Raw genomic sequence first — 13,239 nt, forward strand, 5'->3', positions numbered from 1 at the left:
AGCTGACTGCTTTTTCTTTGAAACATCTTCTCAAATCCCCTTGACAACTGCCATCCAAGCTTAACTTGTTACGAATGAGTAAATATTGGTAAAAAATAGGAAACTCTTGCGATCGGGATTGCGGGACGATCTACCGTCAGTTCGAGAGTCAATGTGCTGTCAGCTATGCAGAGTTTTGAAGTGTCGATTAGATAGTTTTTCCTAAAAATAGACACAAATTAGTAGGAAAGAACACTAGAAAAATTGTTTATAATATAATTAATAATATAATGAGAAAAATAATATATTGCGCCCGTCAAAAAAACTATTTTATTCTATAAAAAATTCTCCAATTATATAGGAGAACTCTAGTATTTTATTCATAAGTATAGCGCCATTTGAACAAACAATATATATAGTGGAAGTTTTAATTATACTTGCTATGCAAGACTGCGTGTAGGCGATCGCATTCAAGCATCGCATTCAAGCATCGGTTTCAAAAACACTCTTACTTACATGATTAGCCTTTGAAGTTCCTCTTCCCTGAACTGCAGTCGTTCAATCAGCTTTACCTGAGTCATTTTGTACTTAGTCTCAACTCCAGTATCAACAGCTCTTACATAAAAAATTAAATTCTTGTTTTCAACTCGCACTTTCATAATTTGATCTACAAAGTAGATTAAAACCAATATAATTAATGAATAGCACGGCAGATAGAGCGAAAATAGTAGATAGTAACTCTAAAAAGCTTCAGGCTTGACAGCAGCAGTAGGAAGAGGTAGGTATGGCTAGCATAACAAATATTTTTCTAGGATATCACATTAACGAGCAAATATACGCAGGCAATCGAACTCTAGTTTATCGCGGCATTCGGTGTTCAAATGGGCAGCCAGTCGCGATCAAACTGCTGCGAAATGACTTTCCGCGCTTCAACGAACTGGTTCACTTCCGCAACCAGTACGTCATTACTAAAAACTTAGAGATCCCCGGCACTGTCAAAGCATACAGCCTGGAGACTTACCATAACCACTATGTTCTGGTGATGGAAGACTTTGGCGGAATTTCCTTAAGTAGCTACCTCACCAGTCTAGTGTTCGCGAGCAACGAACCCCTCAAAGGCTTGCCCATTAACGAATTTCTTCCGATTGCAATTCAAATTGCCAGCGCCCTGGACGGACTTTATCGCCACCACATCATTCATAAAGACATCAAACCCGCCAACATTTTAATTAACCCTGCCAGCAAACAAGTCAAGCTGATTGACTTCAGCATCGCTTCGCTGTTGCCCCGCCAAACTCAAGAAATTCAAAATCCCAATGTCCTTGAAGGCACTTTACCTTACATATCTCCCGAACAAACTGGGCGGATGAACCGAGGGATTGATTACCGCACGGATTTCTACTCTCTGGGAGTTACATTCTACGAACTGCTAACGAGACAGTTGCCTTTCCAAACAGACGATCCGATAGAGTTAGTACACTGTCACCTTGCCAAGCAGCCTATCCCAGTCCATCAAGTCAACAAAAGCGTTCCATTGATGCTGTCTGAAATTGTTAGCAAACTGATGGCAAAGAATGCTGAAGATCGCTATCAAAGTGCGATCGGACTCAAGTACGATTTAGAAACTTGTTTGTACCAGTGGGAAAAAACTGGAGAAATCGCCTCTTTTAAACTAGGACAGCGAGATTTGTGCGATCGCTTCATCATCCCCGAAAAATTATATGGTAGAGAGAACGAAGTGTTCTCCCTACTGGCAGCCTTCGAGCGCGTGAGTGCAGGAAGCGCCGAAATGATGCTCGTGGCTGGCTTCTCCGGAATTGGCAAAACCGCTGTCGTCAACGAAGTTCACAAGCCCATCGCGGGAGCTAGAGGCTACTTCATTAAAGGCAAATTCGACCAATTTGGGCGCAGCCAACCCTTCTCAGCTTTTGTACAAGCTTTTCGCGATTTAATGGGTCAATTGTTGAGTGAAACCGACGCTAAAGTTGAGCAGTGGAAGACTCAAATCCTGACAGCGTTGGGCGAGAATGCTCAGGTAATTGTTGAGGTAATTCCCGAACTAGAGCGGATTATCGGAGAGCAACCCCCGGCACCAGAACTTTCCGGCAGTGCTGCCCAAAATCGATTCAATAGGTTATTTGAGAAGTTCATTCAACTCTTCACAACCCAAGAACATCCCCTGGTCATCTTCTTAGATGACTTGCAATGGGCAGACTCAGCCTCATTGAACTTAATTCAACTTCTGACGAGCGATCGCGATCGCCACTATCTCTTGTTAATTGGAGCGTATCGAGATAACGAAGTCAGTTCCGTACACCCTTTGGTGCTGACATTATCCGACATTCAACAAACCGGAGCTACGGTCAACACCATTACCCTCGCGCCGCTCGATTGCTTCAATTTGAATTGTTTGATTGCCGATACCTTAGCTTGTTCTAAAGCGTTGGCTATGCCATTAACAGAACTGGTCGATCAAAAAACCCAAGGCAATCCATTTTTCAGCACTCAATTTCTCAAATCTTTGCATGAAGATGGGCTAATTACGTTTAATTTTGAGGCTCGGTATTGGCAGTGCGATCTTGCCGCCGTGCGAACCTTAGCCCTGACAGATGATGTTGTAGAGTTCATGGCGCTGCAATTGCAAAAGTTGCCAATCCAGACACAAGAAGTTTTAAAGTTAGCTGCCTGCATTGGCAACCAATTCGATTTAGCTACGCTGGCGGTCGTTTCTGAAAAATCTTCTGCCGAGACGGCAGCAAACTTGTGGCCGGCTTTGCAAGCAGGGTTGATTCTCCCAATGACTGAAGTTTATAAGTTTTTCACTTCAGAGGAGTTTGAATTCAGAAATCAGGATTCTGAAGAAGAAAGCAATACTTCTGACTCGTGGTTCCAGAATCCAGACTCCTGTTATTACAAATTTATGCACGCTCGCGTACAGCAAGCAGCTTACGTTCTGATTCCCGAATCTCAGAAACAATCCACTCACCTTAATATTGGTCAACTTTTGTTGATGAATACTCCGACAACTGAAAGGGAAGAGCAAATTTTTAATATAGTCAACCAGTTAAATTATGGTGTTGATTTAATTACCGAACCAACAAAGCGTTACCAACTGGCTGAATTAAATTTGATCGCGGGACACAAAGCGAAGACTGCTACTGCTTATGCTGCTGCACGCAAATATTTAAGTTTTGGCAGGCAAATCCTAACTCCCGATAGCTGGCACACTCACTATGAAACAGCCCTCGATCTGCACGTATTAGGGGCAGAAACCGCATACCTGAGCTATGATTTTCAGGACATGGAGCAATTAGCTGATTTAGTCCTGCACAATGCCAGAACGCTGCTGGATAAGGTGAAAGTGTATGAAATCGAGCTTTCTGCTTGTACGGCGCAAGTCAAACCCAAACAAGCCGTTGAAATGGGGTTAGCAGTTCTCAAACTCTTGGGAATCTGCTTTCCAGAAAATCCAACTCCGGCAGATATTCAGCAGGGACTAGAACAAACCGCGTCACTTTTTGCGGGTAAAAAAATCGCGGACTTTATTGATTTGCCAGAAATGGAAAATCTCCAAAAGCAAGCGGCCTTGCGGATTCTATCAGGTTTAGTTTCTCCAGCCTACATCACGGCTCCACTTCTCCTGCCACTGGTTATTGTGGAAATGGTTCGTTTGTCGGTTAGTTATGGGAATGCTCCCTTATCTGCCTTTGCTTACGGCTTGTATGGATTGGTATTAAGCGGTGTAGTTCAAGACATTGAAACAGGGTTTGAATTTGGGCAATTGGCGTTAAATATTGTTGATAAATTTAATGCAAATTACCTCAAAACAAAAGTCTTTTATACAGTTGGCGTTCACATCATACACGGCAAACATCATGTTAAAGAAACCATTCCTCTTTTAAAAGAAGGTTATGCGATAGGACTGGAAACCGGAGAGCTAGAATTGGGATATTCAGCCAAAGAAATTTCTCAATATTCATATTTAATCGGTCGAGAAATCGCGGGACTCGAAGAGGAAGTAGCCACCTACTGCCATGCGCTGGCTCAATTCAAACAAGAAGCAGCGTTAAATTACACTCAAATTGTTCATCAGGCTTTATTAAATCTGCTTGGGCGATCGAAAAATCCCTGTCAATTTGTGGGTGATGCCTACAATGAAGAAACAATGCTCCCATTTCACATCCAAGCAAACGACCGAAACGGACTCCACTATTTTTATTTTCATAAACTGCTTGTATCTTACCTGTTTGGAGAAACCGAGCAAGCTTTAGAAAATGCTCGGCAAGCCGAACAGTATTTAGACGCAGTGACGGGTATGCTCAACGTACCGATTTTCTACTTTTATGACTCTCTAGCACGGCTGGGAGTTTGTACTGATTTGGGTTCACCCGAAGAGAAACAAGAACATCTGCAAAAAGTAAAAAGCAACCAGCAAACCCTTGATAAATGGGCGCATCACGCCCCCATGAATTTCTCGCACAAATTTTACCTAGTGGAAGCCGAACTGTTTCGAGTGCTGGGTGAAAATGTGCAGGCGATGGAGGCTTACGAACGCGCCATTTTTCTGGTAAAAGAAAACGATTATCTCAACGAAGAAGCTCTGGCAAATGAATTGACTGCTAAATTCTACCTGGCATGGGGGAAAGAAAAAATTGCCCAAGTATATCTAATAGATGCTTACTATGCTTATGCTCGTTGGGGAGCGACAGCAAAAATCAACGATCTAGAACAACGCTATCCCGAACTGCTGGCTCCTATCTTAAAACAGGAAAAAGCTCGTTCGTTGGAGGAAGGTACTACATCCAGTCACACTTCATTAATTTCTAGTAGTCGCCAAACAATTACTGGGAGTACGAGTACCACAGTAATAGATTTACCAACTGTTATCAAAGCTTATCAAGCTTTGTCTAGCGAAATTAAGCTCGAACAATTGCTTACTACCCTGATGCAAGTGGCGATTCAGAATGCCGGTGCTCAAACAGGAGTATTAATTTTGAAAGAAGAGGAGAACTGGAAAATCTCCGTCCACTGTAGCGATCGGCAAGGCTGTCTTCTGCAAGAAACTATTGGGATGGAGGAGAGTCAATCAATTCCCCAGACTATCATTAATTACGTCAGACGTACCGAAAAAACCATAGTTTTCGATGATGTCAAGACTGAATTAATATTTACTTCTGACCCGTATATACAGCAGCAGGAACCTAAGAGCATCCTATGTACTCCGATTATCCATCAAGGCAAAATGATGGCAATTCTGTATTTGGAAAATAATCTGACAACGGGGGCCTTCACTGGCGATCGCGTCGCCCTCCTCAACATCCTGTGCTCCCAAGCTGCCATCTCGCTGGAAAACGCCCGCTTGTATCAGAAATCTCAACAGCTTTATCAACAATCCCAGGAATATGCCCAAAAACTAGAGCAGTCTATCCAGGATCTCAAACAGATGCAGTTGCAATTGGTACAGGGTGAGAAGATGTCTGCTCTCGGAAATTTAGTCGCAGGGGTAGCCCACGAAATTAACAATCCCGTAGGCTTTATCGCCGGCAACTTGCAACCGGCTCAAGACTACGTGAGGGATTTATTCAACTTGATCGATCTCTATCAAGAAAAATTTCCCCATCCGGGAGTGGAAATTGAAGCAGAAATTGAGGATATAGACTTGGAGTATTTGCGAGAAGATTTGCCGAAATTGATTAGCTCAATGAAGGAGGGAGTCGAGCGCATCCGCAATATCAGTACGAGTTTGAGAACGTTTTCGAGGGCAGATAGCGATCGACCAGTTTCTTTCAATATTCACGACGGACTCGAAAGCACTCTGCTAATTCTCAAGCACCGTTTAAAAGCTAGCGAGTTCCGCCCTGCCATTGAAGTAGTGAAAGAGTATGGTAACTTGCCCCTAGTCAAATGCTTTCCCGGACAGTTGAACCAGGTATTTATGAACGTACTGGCAAATGCCATTGACGCTCTGGAAGAGTCAAATAAGGGGCGCAGTTTTCAGGAAATTAAAGCTCTACCCAATCAAATCAAGGTTCACACGGCTCTGAGCGAATCCAAAAATCAGGTTGTGATTCGGATTAAGGATAATGGAGTGGGGATGTCGAACGAAGTCAAGGAAAACATCTTTAACCACTTATTCACCACCAAGTCTGTGGGTCAAGGAACCGGATTGGGATTGTCGATAACCCGCCAAATTGTTGTGGAAAAACATGGAGGTACTTTAGTAGTGAATTCATCTTTGGGGCAGGGTTCGGAGTTTGTGATTTCTATTCCGGGATGAGCAGTTGATAGCAGCATTTAACGCAATTATCACCGCCTAGCAACTCAGATCTCAGTGATTAGAATCAAGAGGTAACGGGTACTGTAAATGAACAACAGGGTATGACTTTATTGTTAGGAAATAGCGACGGAGGGCGGTTTTATTTTACGATTCAATTTCCGATTTCCGTCTTGACAAAGCATCTCCGCCTCAGGGTAAAAGGAGTTTTTAATAATTTTGACTTAATTACCAGTAAATATCTGAACACTTTACAGCATAAGGGTTAGATAAGTTGATAAATTTGACGGCGAAACAACTCTGCCATGAAGAAGGGAGAGCGAGACTCAGCTAAAAGCGAGATTCATCGTGGGGTTTCAAATTTAAGTTGATACGTATAGCCACTGCCTTGTCCCTACCCGATATCTGTACTTCACTCAACTGAAAACATCTATAAACGGGCGTTTGAAGCAGCCAGCGATCAAAAAGAATTAAAAAAAACTAACACTTTTGGAAGATGCCACAAACTTTATCTATGATAAAGATATAGACATTTGTCTGAAAAGTGCATTAAACCCTTTCACAAGCACCGAAATATTCTAATATATACCAAAAAAAAACCATGCAATTTGTCCCCAAAACTATCTCCGAAATTCAACCAGAAATCATACCAGTTAAAGAATCACCGCCAGAACTTGTTACTTTCGATGTTGGGGGGATGAAATGTGCCGGCTGCGCGAAAGCTGTGGAACGCCAACTAATGCAGTATTCAGGGGTAATTTCAGCTTGCGTAAACTTGGCCGTAGAAGTCGCGACGGTTGAGTGTCAACCGGGGGCTGTGGATGCAGAGGCTTTAGCGAAAAAATTGACTGATAATGGATTTCCCTCTCAGTCTCGTTTAGGAGACAATCAGCGGGAAGCAGAAGCGGCAACAATTGAAAGGCGACGGCAAGAAATTCGACAGCAAATTAATCAATTGACGATCGCCCTAATCTTAATTATTCTATCCGGTTTAGGTCACGTACTCGGCACAAAAGCCCCTATTCTCAGCAATATTTGGTTTCACTGGGGACTCGCCACCCTAGCTTTGCTGCTACCGGGCCGCCCGATTATCGTTGACGGGTGCCGCAGTTTGTGGCGAAATGCACCGAACATGAATACTTTGGTAGCTTTAGGGGCTGTTACAGCTTACACCGCTAGCAACGCCGCGCTGCTGTTTCCACGGATGGGATGGGAGTGCTTTTTTGACGAACCCGTGATGCTGCTGGGCTTTATTTTGTTGGGCAAAACTCTCGAACAGCAAGCTAGACGGCGCGCTGCATCAGCTTTGCAAGCTTTAATCGCATTGCAACCGGCGACAGCCCGCTTAGTTGATTTTAAACTCCCGAGTTTAGATTTGCGATCGCAAGAATTGCCTTTAAATTCGACATCAGAGGTCTACAATCCACAATACATTGAAATTCCAGCCGATCGCGTCCGAGTCGGAGAATGGCTGCAAGTTTTGCCCGGGGAAAAAATACCGGTAGACGGCGAAGTTTCCGAAGGCAAAACAACCGTAGATGAGTCGATGCTGACTGGCGAATCTATGCCGGTTTTGAAGCAACCAGGAGATACTGTTGCGGCGGGAACTATCAATCAATCCGGGGCAATTGTGATGCGGGCAACTCGCACCGGTCAGGAAACAACTGTAGCTCAAATGGTGGCTTTGGTGCAGGCAGCTCAAACTCGCAAAGCGCCGATTCAAAATTTAGCTGATACTGTCGCGGGATATTTTGTGTATGGAGTAATGGGGATATCGGTTTTAACTTTCCTATTTTGGTATTTTGTCGGGACTCATATTTGGCCTTCTGTGCTTTTAGGACACGCGGCAATGAATATGGGACACGCGGCAATGAACATGGGACATCAATTATCCGCGATCCATTATCAATCGCCTTTGCTGTTAAGTTTGAAATTGGCGATCGCAGTTTTAGTTATTGCTTGTCCTTGCGCTTTGGGACTGGCTACCCCAACAGCAATTTTAGTCGGTTCTGGCATCGGGGCGGAGCGCGGACTTTTAATTCGCGGTGGCGATGTTTTAGAACGGGTACATCAATTAGATACGGTGGTTTTTGACAAGACTGGCACTCTGACAACCGGAAATCTCACACTCACAGATTATTTGCCGATTTTCCAGAATTCGGAGTGGGATTTGAACTCAGATATTAATGTTGGAAACAGGCAAGATGCCTGTTCCACAATTGATGGATTTTCTGGAGACAAACAAAATGTTAGTTCCATAATTGATGGATTTTTTGGCAACAGGCAAGATCCCTGTTCCACAATTGATGGGGTTTCAGGAGACAAACAAGATGTTTGTTCCACAATTGATGGAGTTGCTGGCAGGGTTGACTCAAAACTGCTGCAAATTGCGGCGGCGGTAGAAAGGGGCGCTTGTCATCCCATCGCCGCAGCGATTTTGCTGGAAGCTAAACAGCAAGGTTTGCCGCTGCTAGCTGCTGAGGATTTTTGCACGGAACCGGGATTTGGGGTTTCTGCTTTGGTGGAGGGCCGGCGGGTGTTCGCGGGGAATGCCGAGTGGATGAAGGAGCAGGGGGTCGCTGTGACGGCGGAATTGTCGGGGTCTTTGCAAGGCAAAACGGCGGTTTACGTGGCTTCTGGGGGCGTTTTGCTGGGGGTAATCGGGCTAAAAGATACTCTGAGGCCGGATGCTAAGGCGACGGTGGAACGTTTGCGGGGCATGGGATTGCGGGTGATGATGCTGACGGGAGATACAGCGTCGGCGGCGGCGGCGACGGCGCAGCAGCTAGGTTTGGCGGCGGCTGATGTTTTGGCCGAGGTGCGGCCGGAGGAAAAGGCTCGGGCGATCGCGACTTTGCAAGCCCAAGGCTGTAAAGTGGCGGTGGTGGGGGATGGCATCAATGACGCCCCGGCTTTGGCTCAAGCGGATGTCGGTATCGGTTTGCACTGCGGCACTGATGTCGCAGTTGAGACTGCTCAAATTGTGCTGATGCGAAATGCTTTGATGGATGTTGTTGAGTCGATCGAGCTGGGTCGCGCTACTTTTAATAAGATTCGCCAAAATTTATTTTGGGCTTTTGGTTACAATACTCTGGGAATTCCGGTTGCAGCGGGTATCTTGCTGCCTGCAACCGGAATTATACTCAGTCCTGCAGCGGCCGGAGCGTTTATGGCATTTAGTTCTGTTAGCGTTGTGACAAATTCTTTGTTTTTGCGCCGGGGATTTCGAGCTTCAATTGATTGATGACAGATAAAAGTAGGAGGTCATCGGTCATTAGTTAGAAATTAATGACTGATGACCTCTTCCCAAGAGGGAGACAAACCCCTCACACCAGGAGTCGATAGCCAAGAAGTTTCGACATTAGTTGGAACCCTCTGATTCATCTGTAGAGTCAATCGAAAATCTCACACCTTAAATTGACTGACTGATGGCTACAGTGCCATACTTTCCAAGAGACGCCAATTATTGTTGTTCATAATTGAACGACTCACTAGCTCGAACATTTGACGGCAGTGGTTGTTAGTTTGCAGTGGCAGTTCCTCGTTTTTAATCACGAAGTTCATGCGAACCTCTGAGTCGCTAGCCGTGTTTTTCTCAATTAGGACTTCTGCGGTGACAAGTTTGGCAATCGAAACTTGACCGGGAAGTTCGCGAGCCATGACGGAATCTCCTGTATTGTAGATAATATCAAGATTGCATGACTCTAAAATTTCAATCAGGGACTGACGGAGACGGTCGATCGGAACGGCAACGATAAAAAAACCAGTATAGCGAGCCATAGACAACTCCAGCCGTGAGGCATTTAGACTTTATTATCATACCGAACCTAGAAGAGATACACAGAACAATATGGATTTATTTTATTCCGGTGGGAAGTTAGGGCAATGAAGGGCAAACTTATCGTGTTTGAGGGGGTTGAAGGTGCGGGTAAAACTACCCAAATGCAGCGTCTGATACATTGGCTGCAAGCAAGTTGCTTTCTGAGAGTCCCGTTGGTGGCTACTCGCGAACCGGGGGGTACTGAGTTGGGAAGGGGACTGCGACATTTGCTGCTAAAACAAGATTCGGGAGAATTGGTATGCGATCGAGCAGAATTACTCATGTACGCTGCCGATCGCGCTCAGCACGTTGAAACTTTTCTTAAACCAGAGTTATTGAAGGGAACGATTGTTTTGTGCGATCGCTTTACTGATTCTACGATTGCTTATCAGGGCTACGGCCGCGGTCTTAACTTAAATTTAATTAAGCAGTTGAATACAATTGCCACCGGCGGCTTGGAAAGCGATCTGACTTTGTGGCTGGATATTAATGTAGAGGCTGGTTTGGCGAGGGTAAGGGCTCGGGGAGGGTGCGATCGGATCGAGCAAGCTGATTTGGGGTTTCATCGGCTGGTGCAGCAAGGTTTTGCAGAGTTAGCCGGGGAAAATGGATCTCGAATTGTCCGGATCGATGGCGATCGCCCTGAATATGAAGTCGCTCAGGAAATTCAAACTATTGTAACTCGCAGGTTAGAAGTTTGGGGATATTTAAATAATACCCATTCTGCCAAATAGCGCTACATAATATCTAGAAACACTGCAATCCCGTGCACCGATCCAAGAACTTATAATTTAACATTTTTAACTCAAAACAATTATTTAGCCGTCCATTAACCCACAATAACCTTTTGCTATTATAGCAACCACGCCCGACGGTTAAGATGTTCTTAATTGCTGAAACCCTAGCTAAACTTTATTCCTTCATCCTGCTTCCTAATATCCGTTAAATCCATTACAGAATCCGTTGCCGCACTTCCTTCTGCCTGAGCTAACATGAATTATTTCACATCATTAATCGGACAAAATCAAGCAGTAGAATTGCTAACACAAGCAGTCGAGCGCAACCGAATTGCTCCTGGTTATTTATTTGTCGGGTCTAACGGCATCGGCAAAAGTTTAGCAGCCCAGTGTTTCATTGAGCTTTTATTCTCAGCCAATCTTCCCGAAACCAGACTAATAGCCTCCGTGCAAAATCGCGTGCGGCAGCGAAATCATCCAGACTTGCTCTGGGTAGAACCCACTTACATGAACCAAGGCAAACGGCTGTCGCCAAAGGAAGCAGAGGAAGCCGGTTTAAAGCGGAAAGCACCGCCACAAATTCGCTTAGAACAAGTTCGAGAAATCGGTGAATTTCTCAGCCGACCGCCACTAGAAGCGGCGCGTTCAGTCGTAGTTTTGGAACAAGCAGAAACAATGGGCGAGGGAGCAGCTAACGGCTTGTTGAAGACATTAGAAGAACCGGGAAAAGCAGCGCTCGTTTTAATTGCTCCGACATTGGAAGCTTTGCTGCCCACTTTGATTTCCCGCTGTCAAAAAATCCAGTTTTCTCGGCTGAATCCCGAAGCAATGGCACAAGTTTTGCAGCAAGCCGGATTCGCAGATATTTTATCCCATCCCGAGGTACTGGGCATGGCTCAGGGAAGTCCTGGCGAGGCAATTGCTATTTGGCAGCAACTGCAATCAATACCCGCTGATTTGCTGCAAAAGGTGAAACAGTTGCCTCAAAATCTGCGGTCTGCTTTGGAATTGGCCAAGGAAATTGATAAAACTTTAGATACTGAATCTCAGTTGTGGTTAATCGATTATTTACAGCACTGTTACTGGCAGCAATTTTTGGCAGGCCGAATTAGTCGATCGCCCTTAGAACCCTTGGAAAAAGCACGACAATATTTGCTAAACTACGTACAACCGCGATTGGTTTGGGAATGCACACTAATGGGAATATGTCAACCATAATTTAGTGCCAAGTTTTATCTCAATACGATGAGTAACACGATGGAAAAAGCCACATTTGCCGCCGGTTGTTTTTGGGGAGTTGAACACAAGTTTCGCGCCGTTGCGGGTGTTGTCTCGACTGCTGCGGGCTACACAGGAGGTCACTGGCCGAATCCGTGCTACCTGGATGTTTGCGCCAGAGTCACGGGTCACGCTGAAGCCGTCCTGCTAGAGTACGATCGATCGCAGGTGAGTTACGAAACACTGCTAGATGTATTCTGGAACTGTCACGATCCTACCCAAATCAATCGCCAAGGCCCCGATAGAGGGGAGCAGTACAGGTCTGTGATTTTTTATCACAATTGTGAACAAGAAAAAGCCGCTCGCCTCTCCAAACAAAAATTGCAAATTTCCGGTAAATACGATAAAGATATTGCCACCGAAATTAAACCTGCTGGTGAATTTTATATGGCAGAGGATTACCACCAGCAATATATTGAGAAAAAACGGCATTCGTCGGAAGTTATTAGTTAAAAAGTAGGCAGAGGCGACAAAAAATAAAATATTTTAGCGGCGGCTAAAGCAACGATCTATACTAGCCACAGTTTATGATTAATGCCAAACCCGGCGCCCGCCACGCCCTGTTTATTTCCACCTACTTAGTAATAAATCATTAGTCATAAGTCAGAACAAGATTTATTAAATTCAGTCAAGGACGCAAAAACCCGGTTTATGCACGTAATTTGGTTATATACGCTCGATCGCGACAACGATCGAGCGGGTGTTTTTGGGAAGCTTGTGTCCAGGAGTGAAATTATATTTTTCCAAACAAAAAGCGCTCCTAGAAATAGGGGCGTTTGGACTGAAATAGAACTTAGGCACAATTGTTGAGAAACCGGGTTTTTTTACCGCGAAAAGACTCGTTGTAGACCGCACACGGGCGTAAAAAAACCGGTTTCGCACCGGCCCCGATGCGTCCAAGACTTTAAAAAAAGAAGGTAGAAGGCTAGAGAGGCAGAATTTCTGAAGCCTGAAAGAAGCCTATTAATTGCCAAACAAAAAGCGCCCCTATTACTAGGGGCGCTTTTTGCTAATCAAAAGCTAAAACTTAGCCGTTGATAGAAGGAGCAACCATTGCTACTGGGGTGACTTCACCAGCAGCCAAGTCGAGCGGGAAGTTGTGAGCGTTGCGCTCGTGCATTACTTCCATACCCAAGTTAGCGCGGTTGATG

General features: G+C 44.8%; 6 protein-coding genes and 1 pseudogene. 5 read left to right on the forward strand and 2 right to left on the reverse strand.

The genetic code is table 11. From position 1 onward, the window contains the following. Window positions 1-763 precede the first annotated feature (763 nt). Both QUA80_RS31500 and QUA80_RS31505 read left to right on the forward strand, forming a co-directional pair. Window positions 764-6,256: an AAA family ATPase gene (locus tag QUA80_RS31500; protein ID WP_333428864.1), complete on the forward strand. Its 5,493-nt coding sequence runs from the start codon at window positions 764-766 to the stop codon at window positions 6,254-6,256. A gap of 598 nt (window positions 6,257-6,854) precedes the next feature. Further along, window positions 6,855-9,497, forward strand: a complete 2,643-nt coding sequence (locus QUA80_RS31505; RefSeq protein ID WP_333428865.1) for a heavy metal translocating P-type ATPase — start codon at window positions 6,855-6,857, stop codon at window positions 9,495-9,497. A gap of 188 nt (window positions 9,498-9,685) precedes the next feature. Here the strand turns inward: QUA80_RS31505 and QUA80_RS31510 are convergent, their stop codons facing one another. After that, the gene (locus QUA80_RS31510; RefSeq protein ID WP_190659999.1) at window positions 9,686-10,033 is read right to left on the reverse strand and encodes a hypothetical protein; all 348 of its coding nucleotides are present in this window, start codon (window positions 10,031-10,033) and stop codon (window positions 9,686-9,688) included. Between the two features lie 105 nt (window positions 10,034-10,138). Between QUA80_RS31510 and tmk the strand changes: the two genes are divergently transcribed. From tmk to msrA, 3 genes are all read left to right on the forward strand, one after another. Beyond that, complete coding sequence (tmk, locus tag QUA80_RS31515; protein ID WP_333428866.1) at window positions 10,139-10,807, forward strand: dTMP kinase; 669 nt, start codon at window positions 10,139-10,141, stop codon at window positions 10,805-10,807. A 258-nt stretch (window positions 10,808-11,065) separates the two neighbouring features. Then, window positions 11,066-12,028, forward strand: coding sequence for a DNA polymerase III subunit delta' (locus tag QUA80_RS31520; protein ID WP_333428867.1), 963 nt, complete (start codon window positions 11,066-11,068; stop codon window positions 12,026-12,028). A 27-nt stretch (window positions 12,029-12,055) separates the two neighbouring features. Continuing rightward, on the forward strand, window positions 12,056-12,541 hold the full coding sequence (msrA, locus tag QUA80_RS31525) for a peptide-methionine (S)-S-oxide reductase MsrA (protein WP_445302313.1): 486 nt from the start codon (window positions 12,056-12,058) through the stop codon (window positions 12,539-12,541). Window positions 12,542-13,115: 574 nt separating this feature from the next. Here the strand turns inward: msrA and QUA80_RS31530 are convergent. Beyond that, window positions 13,116-13,239, reverse strand: a pseudogene (locus QUA80_RS31530) (photosystem II q(b) protein); the annotation flags it as partial.

Source organism: Microcoleus sp. F4-D5 (assembly GCF_036704885.1).
In the GTDB taxonomy this organism is placed as follows: Bacteria; Cyanobacteriota; Cyanobacteriia; order Cyanobacteriales; family Microcoleaceae; genus Microcoleus.

What these genes read in the sequence shown, in the direction of transcription:
- QUA80_RS31500 (WP_333428864.1), top strand. Translation starts at nt 764, where the DNA reads ATGGCTAGCATAACAAATATTTTTCTAGGATATCACATTAACGAGCAA.
- QUA80_RS31505 (WP_333428865.1), top strand. Translation starts at nt 6,855, where the DNA reads ATGCAATTTGTCCCCAAAACTATCTCCGAAATTCAACCAGAAATCATA.
- QUA80_RS31510 (WP_190659999.1), bottom strand. Translation starts at nt 10,033, where the DNA reads ATGGCTCGCTATACTGGTTTTTTTATCGTTGCCGTTCCGATCGACCGT.
- tmk (WP_333428866.1), top strand. Translation starts at nt 10,139, where the DNA reads ATGAAGGGCAAACTTATCGTGTTTGAGGGGGTTGAAGGTGCGGGTAAA.
- QUA80_RS31520 (WP_333428867.1), top strand. Translation starts at nt 11,066, where the DNA reads ATGAATTATTTCACATCATTAATCGGACAAAATCAAGCAGTAGAATTG.
- msrA (WP_445302313.1), top strand. Translation starts at nt 12,056, where the DNA reads ATGAGTAACACGATGGAAAAAGCCACATTTGCCGCCGGTTGTTTTTGG.